A 16,444-nucleotide genomic window follows, 5' to 3' on the forward strand; every position below is an offset into this window, starting at 1 on the left:
GGAGGCTCCTGAAGAAGGGGACGTGGGGGTCGGAGGCGGTCAGCGGCGACAGCGGTCGCTGGCGTCGAGCCTCAGGTCCACGTGCAGACGCCGCCACAGGGCAGGAGTCATCGTCAGGGTGCACACAGGTTCGGCAACCGGGTCGGTGGCGCCGCTATTCCCCGTAACCCGCGTTTTCGCGAGCCGGCCAGTGCGGGCGAGGCCGGCCCGGCACGCTCAGTCTCGGACGAAGCCGGCGACGACGCGCTCCCAGCGCTCGGGGTCGGTGTTCCACTCCTTGCAGTGCCGCGCCACCTGCCACTCCTCGAACGTCACGAGGTCTGGACGGTGCTGCGCCAGCGACCGGGACGGCCCGACCGGCACGAACTCGTCGTCCGCCGAGTGGATGAGCAGGATCGGGTGGCGCAGCTCGCCAGCGCGTCCCACCCAGTCGGTCTGAGCGACGTCCACCGACTCGTGCACGCCGACGAACCGCTTGCCCCAGCCCCGCCCCATCATCGAGCGGGAGAGGCTCCCCACCCCCTTGGGCAGCCGGTTGAGTCGGGCGTGGTGGTCGAGCACGTCGCCCCAGTCGATGACGGGCCCGTCGAGCACGACCCGGGACACCACGTCGGCCATGGGCGAGCGGTCGAGGAACTGCAGTACGATCGCTCCTCCCATGGACCACCCGACGAGGAGGACCTCCTCGGCACCGGACCGGACGGCATACTCGACCGCCGCCTCGAGGTCTCGCCACTCGGAGAGGCCGAGGTTGTAGCGGCCGTCGGGACCGGCGGGGACGTCCTCGTCGTTGCGGTAGGTCGGCACGAGCGAGGTCCACCCGGCCGCGTGCAGGGCAGGCAGGGCACGCAGGGTCTCCTGGCGCTGGGCCCCGCGACCGTGGACGAGGACCGCCCAGCGCGAGCCGCGCCCCGCCTCAGCGGGCACGACCCAGGCGGGCATGGGTCCCAGCTCACCGACGAAGTGGACCGCCTCCGTCGGCAGGCCGAGGGCCTGGTCCGGGGTGCCGACGTAGTAGTAGCCGTCGAAGCGAGCACCTCCCGGCGCCAGCTCGCCGTGGTCGACGCCGAGCACCTCTCGCTCGACCGTGTCGGCAGCGAGGTCGGTCGAGGTGAGGTCGCCGATCCGGACGTGCCCCTGCCCGCCGTCGAGCCAGAGCCCGTAGCGACCCGGCACCACCGTCTCGGCCGTGGCCGACAGGAGCACGCGGTTGCCCCGGACCTCGAGGATCTCGGTGTCGTCGGGACGTTGCCTCTCGGGGGTGAGGACCTTGCGGGCGAAGTATGCCGCGGCCGCAAGCGAGCCCGCCGCGCTCGCGAGCGTCGTGGTCGCCCCCACGGCCGCGGCCGCGACGGCTGCGCGACGCAGGCCGCGCGCGTCAGCCATCGAGCACGTCGGCGAGGTCGTAGGACACGGGCTCCTCGAGCTGGGAGTAGGTGCAGGACTCCGGGTCGCGGTCCTCGCGCCACCGGACGAACTGCGCGGTGTGGCGGAAGCGGACGCCCTCCATGTGGTCGTAGCGCACCTCGACCACCCGCTCGGGGCGCAACGGCGTGAACGAGAGGTCCTTGCCCGCGGCCCACCGGGAGCCGGCGGCGTTCTGCGGGGTGCGGTTGCCCTCCTCCTGCTTGGCCCACGCCCAGGGGTGGTCGTCGAAGTCGGTGACCAGCGGCTGGAGCTCCTCGAAGAGCTCCTTGCGCCGGGCCATCGGGAAGGCGCCGATGACTCCGACGCTGGCGAGGGTGCCCTCGTCGTCGTAGAGGCCGAGGAGCAGCGAGCCGATGAGGTCGTCGCCACTCTTGTGCGTGCGGTAGCCGGCGACGACGCAGTCGGCGGTGCGCTCGTGCTTGAACTTGTGCATCGTGCGCTTGTCGGGCTCGTAGGTCCCGTCGAGGGGCTTGACCATGACGCCGTCGAGCCCGGCCCCCTCGAACTGCTCGAACCACTGCCTCGCCTCGGCCGGGTCGCGGGTCGCCCGGGTGAGGTGGATCGGGGCCTTGACCGACGCGAAGGCCTTCTCGAGCTCTGCCCGCCGCACCTCGAACGGCTCGCCCATGAGGTCGCGCTCCCCCAGGGCCAGCAGGTCGAACGCGACGAAGCTCGCCGGCGTCTCGGCCGCGAGCCTCTTGACCCGGCTCGCCGCGGGGTGGATGCGCTGCTGCAGCAGGTCGAAGTCGAGCCGGTCCTCGCCCGGCCTCACGAGGATGATCTCGCCGTCGACGACGCACCTGTCCGGGAAGTTGTCGAGCACGGCCTCGACGACGTCCGGGAAGTAGCGGGTCATGGGCTTCTCGTTGCGGCTGCCGATCTCGACCTGGTCGCCGGAGCGGTAGATGATCGACCGGAAGCCGTCCCACTTGGGCTCGTAGCTGACCTCGCCCTCGACGAGCCTCTTGGAGGGCTTGGCGAGCATCGGCGGGATCGGCGGCACCACCGGCATGCCCCACTGCTCGCGCAGCTCCGCGTCGCGCTCGGCCTTGGGCCGCATGTAGTCCTCGTCGGCGCGGTCGGCGCGTCGCTTGCTCGGCTGCACGCGCGGCGGCTCACCCGGCATCTTGGGGTAGTCCGGGGGGAAGTTCAGCTCTCCCAGACCTCGCTCCACGTCGGCGTCCCAAAGGGCGAGCGCGGGTGCGATGTCGCCCATGCTCTCGCCCATGTCCGCCCAGACGTCACCGCGGTCGGCGACGATCTCGGGCACCGTGAGCACCGTGAAGTCGGCGGGCGTGACGGTCGCGAGCTCCTCCCACGACACCGGCATCGACACGGGAGCGCCGGGCAGGGGCCTGGGGCTGTAGGCCGAGGCGATGGTCCGGTCACGGCAGGCCTGGTTGAAGTCGACGAAGACTGAGCTGCCGCGCTCCTCCTTCCACCAGGACGTCGTGACGAGGTCGGGCAGACGCCGCTCGAGCTCACGAGCGATGCCGATGACGCCGTGGCGAACGTCGAGGAACTCGTGGGTCGGCCTGATCCGTGCGAAGACGTGGACCCCACGGTTGCCGGACGTCTTGGCCCAGCCGGTGAGCCCGAGCTCGGTGAGCACCTCGCGCAGCGCGAGCGCCGCCTCGACCGCGTCGGTGAAGGTGCGGCCGGGCTGGGGGTCGAGGTCGATGCGGAGCTCGTCCGGGTTGTCGTTGTCGGCCGTGCGCACCGGCCACGGGTGGAAGGTGATGGTGTTCATCTGGATCGCCCACACCGCGGCCGCCACCTCGTCGACGACGAGCTGCGCGTGCCGCCTCCCGGACGGGTAGCGGCACGACACCGTGCGGATCCAGTCGGGCATGCCCTTGGGCGGGTTCTTCTGGTAGAACTCCTCGCCGTCGATCCCCTCCGGGAACCGTTGCAGGGTCACGGGGCGGTCCCCGATCGCGCGGACCAGCGGGTCCCCCACCGAGACCATGTATGCCGCGAGGTCGCCCTTGGTGATCCCCTCACCGGGCCACATGAGCCGGTCCGGGCTGGAGAGCCGGACCTCACGCGCCCCGTCCGGTCCGTCGATCTCCATCGTCGTCGCACCCGTCATGGCCACACCCTAGTGAGGCGCCACGACACCGGAGCCGAATGCGCGAACGGGCGACCTCACCAGCGCAAACGCCTCGCCCGGCACTGGCCGCACGGAGCGACGCGAGAAGTTTGCCGAATGCTTACCCAGGACTACAGACAAAAGTGTGCGAACGGCATACGGTCTGGGAGTTCACTCCCTGCAGACCCTTGAAGGACTCCCTATGTCCGCATTCTCCCGCCGAACGTGCGCCGCCGCCGCCGCACCGCTCGTCGCCCTCCCGCTCATCGGGGCCACCGCCCTGTTCGCGGCCGCGCCCGCCAACGCCGTCTCCACCACCGTCGTCATCTCTGAGGTCTACGGAGGCGGTGGCAACGCCGGCGCGCAGTTCCAGAACGACTTCATCGAGCTCGGCAACCGCTCGTCGGCCTCGGTCAGCCTCACCGGCTGGAAGGTCGAGTACTTCTCCGCCTCGGGCGGCAGCGGAGGCGCGACGTCGCTCTCCGGCAGCCTCGGCCCCGGCAAGACCTTCCTCATCAAGCAGGGGGCCGGCGCAGGCAACGGTGCGGTCCTGCCCGAGCCCGACGCCAGCGGCTCCCTCAACATGAGCGCGACCAACGGACGCGTGGACCTGTTCGACGCCTCCGGTGCCCTCGTGGACCGCATCGGCTTCGGCACGGCCAACCTCTTCGAGGGCACGGCGACCCGTGCGCTCTCGAACTCGACCGCGGCGGCCCGCAACGCCAGCTTCGTCGACTCCGACAACAACGCGGCCGACTTCACCATCGGCGCCCCGACGCCCACCGCCTCGGGTGGCGGCGGGACCGACCCGGACCCGACGCCCACGAAGGCGACGATCGCCGAGATCCAGGGCACCGGCCCGGCCTCCCCGATGCAGGGCAGCCAGGTCACCACGCAGGGTGTCGTCACCGCGGTCTACCCGACCGGCGGGTTCAACGGCTTCTACCTCCAGACCCCGGGCACGGGTGGCGCGACCGACGCCACCCCCGGCGCGTCCGACGGCATCTTCGTCTTCGGCACCACCGCCGTCGAGGTGGGTCAGTGCTACGACGTCGCCGCGACCGTCGTGGAGTTCAGCACCCTCACCGAGCTGACCAAGGCTGCCGTGGCCCCGGCCACCGACTGCGCCCCAGTCACGCCCACCGCACTGTCCACCCTGCCGGTCACCAATGCCGACAAGGAGCAGTACGAGGGCATGCTCGTGCAGCCCCAGGGCACCTACACGATCACGAACAACTACGGCCTGAACCAGTACGGCCAGGTCGGGCTCGCCGTCGGTGACCAGCCGCTCTACACGGCGACCGACGTCGTCCTCCCGGGTGTCGCCGCGACGGCATACGAGGCCGAGAACAAGAAGAAGTACATCACCCTCGACGACGGCTCGAGCTGGGACTACATCCGCAACGAGACCGCGCAGGACTCGCCGCTGCCCTACCTGTCACAGGCCGAGCCGATGCGCACCGGGTCGCAGGTGAGCTTCGCCAAGCCGGTCATCCTCGACTACCGGTTCCAGTGGAACTACCAGCCCACCAGCCAGATCGTCGGCGCGACCGACGCCGATGACCCGGTGAGCACCGAGAACGACCGCGAGTCCACCGCGCCCGTCGTCGGTGGCAACCTCAAGCTCGCCACGTTCAACGTCCTCAACTACTTCCCCGACCTGGGCGCGACCGAGGACACCTACAAGAACTGCCCGTACTACGCCGACCGCGACGGCACCCCGGTGACGACGAACTTCTGCGAGGTCCGCGGCGCGTGGACCCCGGAGGCGTTCAAGGACCAGGAGTCCAAGATCGTCACGGCCATCAAGGGCCTCGGTGCCGACGTGATCTCCCTCGAGGAGATTGAGAACAGCTCGGCGATCAGCTACCTCCCGGGCCAGCCGCGGGACAAGGCGCTCGCCACTCTCGTCACGGCGCTCAACGCCGACGGCGGCACGTGGGCCCACGTCGCGTCGCCGACCGTGACGCCGACCAACGAGGACGTCATCCGCACGGCCTTCATCTACCGCACTGACCGGGTCATGCCGCTCGAGGCGTCGCAGATCCTGCTCGACGGGGCGTTCGCCAACGCGCGCTACCCGCTGGCCCAGAAGTTCAAGGCCCTCAACGCCGGCAGCCCGTTCGTCGTCATCGCCAACCACTTCAAGTCCAAGGGCTCCGGCTTCGACGACGGCACGGGTCAGGGCAACTCCAACCCCTCGCGCGTCGCTCAGGCCAAGGCGCTGACCACGTGGGCGAACACGCAGTTCGTCGACGAGGCGATCTTCCTCGTGGGTGACTTCAACGCCTACTCCAAGGAGGACCCGGTGCGCGAGATCGAGGCGGCCGGCTACACCAACCTGGCGAAGCAGTTCGACGACGGCTCGGCGAGCTACCAGTTCGACGGGCGCCTCGGCTCCCTCGACCACGGTTTCGCCAACGCCAAGGCCCTCAAGATGGTCACCGGCGCCGGCGTCTGGGACATCAACGGGGACGAGTCGGTCGCGATGCAGTACTCGCGTCGCAACTACAACGTGACGGACTTCTTCACCGCGACGCCGTTCTCGTCGTCCGACCACGACCCGCTGCTCATCGGCCTGTCGGTCGAGGGCCGCGGACCGCGCTGACCATCCGGCTGAGCACCTGAGCCGACGAGGCCCCCGGGAACGTTCCCGGGGGCCTCGTGGTTGGCTCATGACATGGAGTCCTCGAACCGCACGTATGCCGTCACCAAGTCCGACCAAGAGTGGCGCGCCGAGCTCAGCCCGGAGGAGTACGCCGTGCTGCGCCAGGCCGGCACCGAACGCCCCTACACGGGCGAGTACACCGACGCCAAGACCGAGGGTGTCTACTCGTGCCGCGCCTGCGGCGCCGAGCTCTTCACCTCGGAGACCAAGTTCGACAGCCACTGCGGCTGGCCGTCCTTCTACTCACCGCTCGCCGGCGACTCGGTCGAGTTCCTCGAGGACGCCTCGCTGCCGGGCCGTCCGCGAACCGAGGTCCGCTGCGCCAGCTGTGGCAGCCACCTCGGGCACGTCTTCGAGGGCGAGGGCTACGACACCCCGACCGACCAGCGGTTCTGCATGAACAGCATCGCCCTCACCCTCCGCCCGGCCGACGGCGCCGACGCCTGACCTCCCGCGGACCGTTTCCCGCCGTCCCCGTTAAACGGTTCCGGAGCAAGAGAACAGTTCTCTTGCTCCGGAACCGTTTCCCTTGCTGAAGTCGTGGCGTCAGGCGCTCTCAGTGAGCATCGCCCGGTGGACCTTCGCGGACGGCTTGCCTGGTGTCTCGAGGTCGAACCAGGTGACCCGCACGAAGATCCAGCCCTCGGCCCGCATGTCGTCCTCACGCCGCTTCTCTGCCCAGAGCACCTGAGGGTCCCCGTCGGCGTACTTGATCTTGCCGTCCACCTCGACCAGCACGTTGGTCCCCTTGACACGGAAGTCGGCCCGTCCGATGACCGTTCCGTCACCTCGGCGGACCACGAACTGCGACTCGACCTGTATGCCGTGTGAGCTGAACTCGACGCGGGCTCGGCTCTCTGCCACCGACTCGGCCATAGGGTCCACGTGGGTGATCATCGCTCGGGGTCGATGCGAACGGGACCACGTCGCGACGGCGTCCACCGCGGCCTCGAGCTCGGCCTTCGAGACCAGTCCTCTGTGGAGCGCGGCGTCAGCGGAGACGACACCCTGGACGATCCCGTGGTCCATGCACAGCTGCACCAGAGCCTCGGCCAGCGGGACGCTCCGCCCCCACGGACCCTCGACCGTCGTACTCCGTAGCGGTCGCACGCGATACGGCTTAGCCCCCGCCTGACGCTCGATCGGTCGAAGGAGGTCCGGGCGGTCGAGCCTGCATCCCCAGACCGGGAGACCATGCGCCAGCACCGCGGTCACGCCGGTGAGCGTGGCATCGGGATAGAGCAACCGGGCCCCGGCCGCCAGATGGTGCTGCCACGCAACCGAGCCGGTGTCGACGAGGGCCGTCACGGCATACAGGCCACGGGCGGGATGGAGGACCCCACCCGACCGGACCGCCTCACGCAGGCCCTTCCGCCCGATGCCCAGGAGCTCTGCCTGCCGGGTCGTGAACATGCCCGCCTGTGCGCCGGCGATCCTGCAGATGTCGTCGAGGTTCATCTCGGCACCCTCTGCTGCCGAACGCATCTGTCGGAAGAGCTCGACCTGCATCCTGTGCACAGCCGGCGTGCAGAAACCCACCTGTGGACAACGCACGATCCGGAAGCGCCCGGATCACCCGAACAAGACATCCGCGCCCCGGGCAAGGGAACTGTTCCCCTGCCCGGGAACCGTTTTCCGGGGACGGCGGGAAACGGGAGGCGGGTGGGGTCAGCGCTGGCGGGCGATGAGGTCGGCGACCTCGACGCGCGGCCCCGTGAAGAACGGGACCTCCTCGCGCACGTGCATCCGTGCCCGCGACGCCCGGAGCTCGCGCATGAGGTCGATGATGCGGTGCAGCTCGTCGGCCTCGAACGCGAGGATCCACTCGTAGTCGCCCAGGGCGAAGGACGCGATCGTGTTGGCCCGCACGTCCGGGTAGTCGCGCGCCATCTGCCCGTGCTCGCGCAGCAGGTCGCGGCGCTCGGCGTCCTCGAGGAGGTACCACTCGTAGGAGCGCACGAACGGGTACACGCACACGTACTCGCGCGGCTCCTCCCCCGCGAGGAACGCCGGCACGTGGCTCTTGTTGAACTCCGCCGGCCGGTGCAGGGCGGCGTTGGACCACACCGACGACAGGTGCGCACCGAACGCCGTCCGCAGCAGCCGGTGGTAGGCGTCCTGGAGGTCCTCGATGCGCTCGGCGTGCCACCACACCATGAGGTCGGCGTCGCCGCGCAGCCCGGCCACGTCGTAGAACCCGCGCACGACGACGTCACGGGACTCGAGCTCGGCCACGAGCTCCTCGACCTCGGCCACCATCGCGGCCCGGTCCTCGTCGCCCAGCGGTTCGGTGACCTCGAAGACCGACCACATCGTGTAGCGGATCGTCTCGTTGATCTCGCGCATCCGCGCGGGACTGGGCTTGCTGGGGGCGGGACGACCGGTGGGGGTGCTCATGCCGTCATTCTCCCGCCCGCCCCGCGAGGCCATCGAGGTGGGTGGTCGTCGCGTCCGCGGCCAGCCGTGCCGACGCGATGACCGCGGGGATGCCCACCCCGTCGTAGGCTGCGCCCGCCACCGCGAGCCCCGGCACCCGGGCGACCGCGGCGCGCACCCGAGCCACGCGGTCCACGTGCCCCACGGTGTACTGCGGCAGGCCGCCACCCCACCGCTGGACGTGGCTGTCGACGACCGTGAGCGGCGCCGCACCCACCGCCTCGGCGATCTCGCGAGCGGCGAGGTCCACCAGGTCGGCGTCCTCCCGCTGGAGCGTCGCAGTCTCGCCGGCCCGGCCGACCGACGCACGCACGTATGCCGTGCCCTCAGCCTCCGCTGCCAGCCACCCCCACTTGGCCGAGCTGAACGTCGACGCCTTGATGCCCCGGCCGTCGATCGGCGGGACGAGGAAGCCCGAGCCCGCCCAGGAGGCGACCTGCGCCGCCGGGACGGCGAGGGTGATGACGGCGACCGAGGCCATCTCGACCTCGCCGAGGGCGGACGCGGCGTCGGGGGCGTGCGGCGCGAGGAGGCGAGCGGCCGCAGGCGGCGGCACCGCCACGACCACGGCGTCGGCGTGTACCCTCCTCGGCTCGGTCGTCGGGCCCGTGACCACCGACCAGCCCTCGGCGGTGCGCTCGACCGCGCGGGCGATGACACCGGACTCGATGACTCCCCCGCGGCGCTCGAGATCGGCGGCAAGCAGCTCCGGGAACCTGCCGACCCCACCGGTCAGTCCGACGAACGGCGGCCGAGCACCACCGGCCTGCGCGTCGACCGGCGGCTCCGCGAGCAGCGACCCGCCCGCCTGTGCCGTCGCCCAGATCGACGGCATCGTCGCGCGCAGCGACAGCGACCGGGCCCGGCCGGCATACACGCCGCCGAGGAGAGGCTCGACCAAGCGGTCGACGACCGCGTCACCCAGCCGAGCACCCACGTAGTCGGCGACCGAGACGTCGCTGCCCACCTCGGGCGCGGGCGACTCGTCCCGCATCCGGGCGGCCTCCTCGTCGGTGAGCAGTCCGGTGACGTCCGAGCTGGCGAACGGCACACCGATCCGGGTGCGCGGCAGCGGATGCAGGCCACCTCGGGACCACACGCGGGCCGACGTCGTGTCAGGGGTGACGACCTCCGACGGGTCCGCGAGCTCACCGAGGAGGTCGACCGCCTCCGGGCGCAGGGCGAGCATCGCCTCGGCCCCGACGTCGACGAGGTGGCCGCCGATCGACTCGCGGCGCAGCTTGCCACCGACCCGGTCGGAGGCGTCCAGGACGACGACCCTCGTGGCCGGGCGACTCACGAGCAGGTCCCGGGCCACCGTGAGGCCGGCGACCCCGCCCCCGATGACGACGACAGTGCGTTCCGGGCGGTCGGCGGTGCTCTCGACGGTCACCTCGCCACTCTCTCACCGGCCGTCATCACATCGTGACCCGGATGAGCGGAACCGGAGACCGCACGGGAGGAGTCTCACCTTCGACAGGCACCACGCAGTGCCGGGGCAGCCCGGAGAAACGGAGAGCACCATGAGCACCCACGGTCTTCGCACCCGGCGCCTTCGGGGTCGCCGCATCGCCACCTCCGTCCTCGCCGGGCTCCTCGCCGTCGGTGCTCTCGCGGCGTGCAGCGGCAGCGCGGACGACGCGTCCACCGGCATGAGCGGCGGCACCACCTCGCAGGACTCGGCCGCTGAGCCGGGCGCCGACCCCGCAGCCCCCGCAGCCCCCGACCGTGCCGTCGGTGCGGTCTCCCCGGAGTCGGCACGGGCCAGCGTCGGGCAGAAGCTCGTCCGCCGCGCCCACCTCCAGCTCAAGGTCGACTCGATGGTCGTGGCGGCGTCGCGGATCCGGTCGATCGCGGCCCAGCAGAGCGGTGTCGTGATCACCGAGGAGCTCTACTCGGGCGAGCAGCAGGACACCTCGGGTGCGATCACGATCAGCGTCCCCGCGAACCAGGTCGACGCGACGATCGCCCTCATCGAGAAGGTCGGCGACGTCCAGTTCCGCAACAGCTCGAGCGAGGACGTCACCGGGACCTACGTCGACACCGAGGCCCGCGTGAAGTCGATGACCGCCAGCGTCGCCCGGATCCGCGACCTGCTCTCCCGCGCCTCGACCGTCAACGACCTCGTCGCCCTCGAGAACGAGCTGTCCCAGCGTCAGGCCGAGCTCGACGCGCTCACCGCCCAGCTGGCCAGCCTCAAGGACTCGGTGGCGATGTCCCCGATCTCGATCACGCTGTCGACCGACGACTACGAGCCGGTCGCGGCCGGTGGCTTCATGTCGGGCCTGAAGTCCGGCTGGAAGGCCTTCGCCGCCTCGGTGGCCGTCCTGACCACCGTGGTCGGCGCCGTGCTCCCCTTCGCCGTGGCGTTCGGCCTCGTCCTCGCACCGCTCTTCTGGTGGCTGCGTCGGCACCGGGCCGGCGCGGCCCTGGTCACCCCGGTGGCGCCGGCCGGTCCTGCTGGTCCCGCACCTCCCGCGTCAGCGCGCTGAGTGCTCGTGCACGACCTCGACGATCCTCGTGAGGACGTCGGGGTCGGCGTGCGGCGGGACGCCGTGACCGAGGTTGAAGATGTGGCCCGGGGCCTTCCGGCCCTCGTCGACGATCGCGCGGACGCGGGCCTCGAGCACCTCCCACGGGGCACCGAGGAGAGCCGGGTCGAGGTTGCCCTGGACGGCATACGAGTCGCCGAGGCGGGCGACCGCGTCGGTGAGGGACACGCGGTAGTCCACGCCCACGACGTCGGCACCGGCCGCACCCATGAGGTCGAGCAGCTCGCCGGTCCCCACCCCGAAGTGGATCCGCGGCACGCCGAGGTCGGCCACCGCGGCGAGCGCCGTGGTCGAGTGCCTCTGCACGTATGCCGTGTAGTCGGCTCGCGGGAGCGCGCCCACCCACGAGTCGAAGAGCTGGATGGCGCTGGCCCCGGCCTCGACCTGGACCCGCAGGAACGCACCGGAGATCTGGGCGAGGCGCTCGCACAGGTCGTTCCAGAGCTGCGGGTCGCCGTGCATGAGCGCCTTGGTCTGCTCGTGCGTCTTGGACGGGCCGCCCTCGACGAGGTAGGAGGCCAGGGTGAACGGCGCGCCGGCGAAGCCGATGAGCGGCGTCGAGCCGAGCTCGGCGATGAGGCGTTGGACCGACTCGGTGATGTCCGGGATCGCGTCGGCCGTGAGGTCGGGGAGACGGTCGAGGTCCGCGCGCGTTCGGAACGGCGCGGGGACGACCGGACCCGTGCCGGGGACGATGTCGAGGTCGACCCCGACGGCGGCGAGCGGGACGACGATGTCGCTGAAGAAGATGGCGGCGTCGACCTTGTGGCGCCGCACCGGCTGGAGGGTGATCTCGGTGACGAGGTCCGGGGTGCGGCAGGCCTCGAGCATGGCCGTGCCCTCGCGCAGCTCGCGGTACTCGGGCAGCGAGCGCCCGGCCTGGCGCATGAACCACACAGGGGTGTGCGGGACCGGTCGGCGGGTGGCTGCGAGGACGAGCGGGCTGTCGGAGATCACCGCGGAATCCTCTCATCCGGGCGTGAGGCGCCCGTCAGCGACGACGCCCGGTGGGATCTCAGACGGAGATGACTGCCGCGCCCGCGAGCGCGCAGAGCACGCCGACCTGCTGGATCGGGCGCAGCCGCTCCCCCAGCACGAGGCGGGCGAGCAGGATCGTCGCGACCGGGTAGAGCGACCCGAGCACCGACGCGATGCTCACCTGTCCGCGTGAGGACGCCGTCGCGAAGAGCGCGTTCGCGAGCAGGTCGGCAAAGCCGATGAGCGCGAGCTGCGGGAGGTCTCGACGAGCGGTGCCTCCCACCGACCGCAGGGACAGCGCCACGACGACGAACAGCGTCACCGACGTGGCGCGCATGCCCCACAGCGCCATGAGCAGCGAGTCCCGCGCCGCCCGGTCCAGCGCGAACAGCGCGGTCCCGAAGCACACCGCCGCCATCCCGGCGAGGAGCACCGGGCGGGGCGACACCGCCCCGGACAGCTCGGGTCCCGAGGCCAGGACGATCCCCACGACGGCGACGAGGATGCCGACCCACACCCAAGGGCTCGGCGCCTCGCCGGAGGCAACACCGAGCGCGACCGGCACGACGACGCCCATCGACGCGACGGGTGCGACGACGCCCATGGTCCCCGAGGCGAGTGCCGTGTAGAACGCCACGAGCCCACTCGCGCCTGCCACCCCGGCGAGCATCGCCCAACCGACCCACGGACCCCACTGCGGCGGATGACCCGTGGCGAGGCGGACGAGCACGATGACGGTGAGCAGGACGAAGGCCAGCCCCTGGGTCACGCCGACGACGGCGATGGCCGGCAGCCGCTTGGCGACGAGTCCGCCGAAGAAGTCCGAGGTGCCCCACACCGCGGAGGACGCGAGAGCGAGGAGGGAGAGCACGGACGCAGCCTAGGCCCCGTCACGGCGTGGCCTTCCCCACGAACCCGGCTACCCGGCATACGCTCATCGGGTGGCAACACGCTCCCTTCCCGGCCGCGAGTCCCCGGAGTTCACGGCGGCACTCGAGGCCCTGCGGCACGTCCGGCTGCGTCCCGAGGTCCGCATCACCGAGGTGCCCGCTCCCCAGCGCATCGCTCCGTATGCCGTCGCCCTCACCGCCGACGTCCTCGGCTCAGCCGGCGACGACGAGGAGCTGGCGTCCGGTCGGTTCGTGCTCCTGCACGACCCGTCGGCGCCCGAGCCGTGGGGTGGCGAGTGGCGCGCCGTGACGTTCGCCCGCGCCGAGCTCGAGCCGGAGCTCGCCGCCGACCCGCTGCTCGGCGAGGTGGGCTGGACCTGGCTCGTCGACGCCCTGGCCGGTCGTGGTGTCACGGCGACGGCCGAGGCCGGCACGGTGACCCGCGTGGTGAGCCAGAGCTTCGCCGGGCTGGCTGACCGCCCGGCGAGCGTCGAGATGGAGGTCCGCGCCTCGTGGACCCCGATCGGCCCCGACGCCGGCACCCACCTGCTCGCCTGGTCCGACCTCCTCTGCACCATCGCGGGCCTTCCCCCGCTGCCCGAGGGTGTCGTGGCCCTGCCGGGGCCCCGACGCTGAGATGAGCGCCGACATTCCCACGGCAGGCCCGTCCGCCGATCTCCAGTCCGAGCCCGAGTCCGAGGCCGAGGCCCAGACCGACGTCGACCAGCCGTCCGACGTCGTCCAGGGCCCGCCGCCCATCCCGCTCGACGAGCCGTCCGAGGGGGTGCCCCACGTCGTCGAGACAGAGCGCGGGCTGACCGAGGCCGCGGCTGCCATCGCCGCCGGTGAGGGCCCGGTCGCAGTCGACGCCGAGCGCGCCTCGGGCTACCGCTACGGCCAGCGCGCCTACCTCGTGCAGGTCCGCCGCGAGGGCTCGGGCACCTGGCTCATCGACCCCATGGGCTGCCCCGACCTCAGCCCGCTCGACGAGGCCATCGGGCGCGCGGAGTGGATCCTGCACGCCGCCACCCAGGACCTCGCCTGCCTCGCCGAGGTCGGGCTGCGTCCCCGTCAGCTCTTCGACACCGAGCTCGCCGCCCGGCTCCTCGGTCTGCCCCGCGTCGGGCTGGCCGCGGTGGTCGAGCACTACCTCGGGCTCGCGCTCGCCAAGGAGCACTCGGCGGTCGACTGGTCGACCCGCCCGCTGCCCGAGCCCTGGCTGCGCTACGCCGCGCTCGACGTCGAGGTGCTCACCGAGCTGCGCAACCTCATGGGCGTCGACCTCGCCCGCCAGGAGAAGTCGGAGTGGGCCCGCCAGGAGTTCGAGGCGCTGCTGTCGTGGGAGCCGGCCGAGAAGGTCGACCCGTGGCGTCGCACGAGCGGCATGAACACCATCCGCAGCCGCCGCGGCATCGCCGTCGTGCGTGAGCTCTGGTTCGCCCGCGACGACATCGCCCGGGAGCGCGACACCTCCCCCGGCCGGATCCTGCCCGACGCCGGCCTGGTCTCGATCGCCACTGCGGCCCCGACCTCGACGTCCGACCTGCCCAGCGGTCACCGAGCCATCGCCCGCTACGGACGGCAGTGGGTCGCCGCGGTCAAGCGCGCCAACGCCATCGACGAGGCCGACCTCCCGCAGCGCACCCTGCGCTCGGACGGCCCGCCGCCCGCCCGGTCGTGGGCCGACAAGGACCCCGTCGCCGCCGCCCGGCTCGCGGACACGCGCAACGAGCTCATGGCCTTCTCCGGGCAGCGCGAGATCCCGGTCGAGAACGTCTGCTCGCCCGACCCGCTCCGTCGGGTGGTGTGGCGACCGCCGGCGACGCGCGACACCGACGGCTTCGCCGAGGCGCTGCGGGAGCTGGGCGTCCGGCAGTGGCAGGCCGACATCGTCGCGCCCATGCTCGCCCGGGCCTTCGAGGCCCACCCCGACCCCGCCTGACCCCCCGCCTGACGCGGGGCCTGACGCGGGACCGTTTCCCGCCGTCCCCGGAAAACGGTGCCGGAGCAATGGAACAGTTCCCTTGCTTCGGGACCGTTTCCCGCCGTCCCCGGAAAACGGTCCCCCCAACCCGGCGGGTGACGGCTCTCACGCCGGGACGGCATACGTCGCTAAGCGATCGCTTAGTAGCCTGAGCGGAGCATCACCGACATCTCCGACCAGAGAGGCTCCCCCGTGCCCCGCACCCTGAGTGAGGTCGTCTTCGTCGACGGCGTGCGCACCCCGTTCGGCAAGGCCGGCGAGAAGGGCATGTATGCCCAGACCCGCGCCGACGACCTCGTCATCCGCTGCATCCGCGAGCTGCTCAAGCGCAACCCCCAGCTCCCCAAGGACCGCGTCGAGGAGGTCGCCATCGCCGCGACCACCCAGACCGGCGACCAGGGCCTGACCCTCGGCCGCCTCGCCGCGCTGCTGTCCGGCCTGCCCAACACCACCCCGGGCTACTCCGTGGACCGCATGTGCGCCGGCGCGATGACCGCGGTGACCAACGTCGCGAGCTCGATCGGCTTCGGCGCCTACGACATCGCCATCGCCGGCGGCGTCGAGCACATGGGCCGCCACCCCATGGGTGAGGGCATCGACCCCAACCCGCGCCTGCTGGCCGAGAAGCTGGTCGACCAGTCCGCCCTCTCGATGGGCAACACGGCTGAGAACCTCCACGACCGCTTCCCGCAGCTCACGAAGGAGCGCTCGGACGCGTATGCCGTGGGGAGCCAGACCAAGCTCGCCCAGGCCTATGAGGCCGGCAAGATCCAGCCGGACCTCGTCCCGATGGCGACCCGCCACTCCGAGCGCGGCGCCGGCCTCGCCACCCAGGACGAGCCGCCCCGCCCCGGCACGACGCTCGAGGAGCTCGCCGGCCTCCGGACGCCGTTCCGGCCGCACGGTGCCGTGACCGCCGGCAACGCCGCGGGCCTCAACGACGGCGCGACCGCCTGCATCCTCGCCTCGGAGACCGCCGCCGGGGAGCTGGGTCTCCCGGTGAAGATGCGCCTGGTGTCGTTCGCCTTCGTCGGTGTCGAGCCCGAGGTCATGGGCATCGGTCCGGTCCCCGCGACCGAGAAGGCCCTGGCCAAGGCCGGCCTCACCATTGAGGACATCGGCCTCTTCGAGCTCAACGAGGCGTTCGCCGTCCAGGTGCTCGCCTTCCTCGACCACTTCGGCATCGCCGACGACGACCCGCGCGTCAACGAGTACGGCGGCGCCATCGCCACCGGCCACCCGCTCGCGTCCTCGGGCGTGCGCCTCATGACCCAGCTCGCGCGCCAGTTCGAGGAGCACCCGGAGGTCCGCTACGGCCTCACCGCCATGTGCATCGGCATCGGCATGGGTGGAGCCGTCATCTGGGAGAACCCGCACCACGCCGACTACGGCCGCGACAACGGAGAGGTGGCCTGA

General features: G+C 71.7%; 13 protein-coding genes. 6 read left to right on the forward strand and 7 right to left on the reverse strand.

Going from position 1 to position 16,444, the window contains the following annotated elements; translation table 11 throughout:
* Positions 1-216: 216 nt before the first annotated feature.
* Together LL946_RS17790 and LL946_RS17795 are read right to left on the reverse strand one after the other, a co-directional pair.
* Positions 217-1,386 (reverse strand): alpha/beta hydrolase family protein, encoded by a 1,170-nt coding sequence (locus tag LL946_RS17790; protein WP_404383068.1) that lies wholly within the window; start codon positions 1,384-1,386, stop codon positions 217-219.
* Positions 1,379-3,520, reverse strand: coding sequence for an ATP-dependent DNA ligase (locus LL946_RS17795; RefSeq protein WP_404383070.1), 2,142 nt, complete (start codon positions 3,518-3,520; stop codon positions 1,379-1,381). The genes LL946_RS17790 and LL946_RS17795 overlap by 8 nt, the downstream gene beginning before the upstream one ends.
* A gap of 202 nt (positions 3,521-3,722) precedes the next feature.
* Between LL946_RS17795 and LL946_RS17800 the strand changes: the two genes are divergently transcribed.
* Complete coding sequence (locus tag LL946_RS17800) at positions 3,723-6,128, forward strand: ExeM/NucH family extracellular endonuclease (RefSeq protein WP_404383072.1); 2,406 nt, start codon at positions 3,723-3,725, stop codon at positions 6,126-6,128.
* A 72-nt stretch (positions 6,129-6,200) separates the two neighbouring features.
* On the forward strand, positions 6,201-6,635 hold the full coding sequence (gene msrB, locus LL946_RS17805; RefSeq protein ID WP_404383074.1) for a peptide-methionine (R)-S-oxide reductase MsrB: 435 nt from the start codon (positions 6,201-6,203) through the stop codon (positions 6,633-6,635).
* Between the two features lie 99 nt (positions 6,636-6,734).
* Here the strand turns inward: msrB and LL946_RS17810 are convergent, their stop codons facing one another.
* The 3 genes from LL946_RS17810 to hemG all read right to left on the reverse strand — a co-directional run bounded on the left by LL946_RS17810 (position 6,735) and on the right by hemG (position 10,017).
* Positions 6,735-7,646: a type IV toxin-antitoxin system AbiEi family antitoxin domain-containing protein gene (locus tag LL946_RS17810; protein ID WP_404383076.1), complete on the reverse strand. Its 912-nt coding sequence runs from the start codon at positions 7,644-7,646 to the stop codon at positions 6,735-6,737.
* Between the two features lie 210 nt (positions 7,647-7,856).
* The gene (gene hemQ / locus LL946_RS17815) at positions 7,857-8,585 is read right to left on the reverse strand and encodes a hydrogen peroxide-dependent heme synthase (protein ID WP_404383078.1); all 729 of its coding nucleotides are present in this window, start codon (positions 8,583-8,585) and stop codon (positions 7,857-7,859) included.
* A 4-nt stretch (positions 8,586-8,589) separates the two neighbouring features.
* Positions 8,590-10,017: a protoporphyrinogen oxidase gene (gene hemG / locus LL946_RS17820; protein WP_404383080.1), complete on the reverse strand. Its 1,428-nt coding sequence runs from the start codon at positions 10,015-10,017 to the stop codon at positions 8,590-8,592.
* 130 nt (positions 10,018-10,147) lie between these two features.
* Here hemG and LL946_RS17825 point away from each other — a divergent pair, with 130 nt between their 5' ends.
* Complete coding sequence (locus LL946_RS17825) at positions 10,148-11,116, forward strand: DUF4349 domain-containing protein (protein WP_404383082.1); 969 nt, start codon at positions 10,148-10,150, stop codon at positions 11,114-11,116.
* Here the strand turns inward: LL946_RS17825 and hemE are convergent.
* Together hemE and LL946_RS17835 are read right to left on the reverse strand one after the other, a co-directional pair.
* Positions 11,105-12,133, reverse strand: coding sequence for a uroporphyrinogen decarboxylase (hemE, locus tag LL946_RS17830; protein ID WP_404383084.1), 1,029 nt, complete (start codon positions 12,131-12,133; stop codon positions 11,105-11,107). The genes LL946_RS17825 and hemE overlap by 12 nt on opposite strands.
* A gap of 58 nt (positions 12,134-12,191) precedes the next feature.
* A complete protein-coding gene (locus LL946_RS17835; RefSeq protein ID WP_404383086.1) occupies positions 12,192-13,025 on the reverse strand; it encodes a DMT family transporter in 834 nt (277 codons plus the stop codon).
* A gap of 70 nt (positions 13,026-13,095) precedes the next feature.
* Here LL946_RS17835 and LL946_RS17840 point away from each other — a divergent pair, with 70 nt between their 5' ends.
* From LL946_RS17840 to LL946_RS17850, 3 genes are all read left to right on the forward strand, one after another.
* Complete coding sequence (locus LL946_RS17840) at positions 13,096-13,680, forward strand: DUF3000 domain-containing protein (protein ID WP_404383088.1); 585 nt, start codon at positions 13,096-13,098, stop codon at positions 13,678-13,680.
* 1 nt (position 13,681) lies between these two features.
* Positions 13,682-14,986, forward strand: coding sequence for an HRDC domain-containing protein (locus LL946_RS17845; protein ID WP_404383090.1), 1,305 nt, complete (start codon positions 13,682-13,684; stop codon positions 14,984-14,986).
* Positions 14,987-15,220: 234 nt separating this feature from the next.
* Positions 15,221-16,444, forward strand: coding sequence for a thiolase family protein (locus LL946_RS17850; protein WP_404383092.1), 1,224 nt, complete (start codon positions 15,221-15,223; stop codon positions 16,442-16,444).

The sequence above is a fragment of the Knoellia locipacati genome, from assembly GCF_044791685.1.
In the GTDB taxonomy this organism is placed as follows: Bacteria; Actinomycetota; Actinomycetes; order Actinomycetales; family Dermatophilaceae; genus Knoellia; species Knoellia locipacati_A.

What these genes read in the sequence shown, in the direction of transcription:
- LL946_RS17790 (WP_404383068.1), bottom strand. Translation starts at nt 1,386, where the DNA reads ATGGCTGACGCGCGCGGCCTGCGTCGCGCAGCCGTCGCGGCCGCGGCC.
- LL946_RS17795 (WP_404383070.1), bottom strand. Translation starts at nt 3,520, where the DNA reads ATGACGGGTGCGACGACGATGGAGATCGACGGACCGGACGGGGCGCGT.
- LL946_RS17800 (WP_404383072.1), top strand. Translation starts at nt 3,723, where the DNA reads ATGTCCGCATTCTCCCGCCGAACGTGCGCCGCCGCCGCCGCACCGCTC.
- msrB (WP_404383074.1), top strand. Translation starts at nt 6,201, where the DNA reads ATGGAGTCCTCGAACCGCACGTATGCCGTCACCAAGTCCGACCAAGAG.
- LL946_RS17810 (WP_404383076.1), bottom strand. Translation starts at nt 7,646, where the DNA reads ATGAACCTCGACGACATCTGCAGGATCGCCGGCGCACAGGCGGGCATG.
- hemQ (WP_404383078.1), bottom strand. Translation starts at nt 8,585, where the DNA reads ATGAGCACCCCCACCGGTCGTCCCGCCCCCAGCAAGCCCAGTCCCGCG.
- LL946_RS17825 (WP_404383082.1), top strand. Translation starts at nt 10,148, where the DNA reads ATGAGCACCCACGGTCTTCGCACCCGGCGCCTTCGGGGTCGCCGCATC.
- LL946_RS17845 (WP_404383090.1), top strand. Translation starts at nt 13,682, where the DNA reads ATGAGCGCCGACATTCCCACGGCAGGCCCGTCCGCCGATCTCCAGTCC.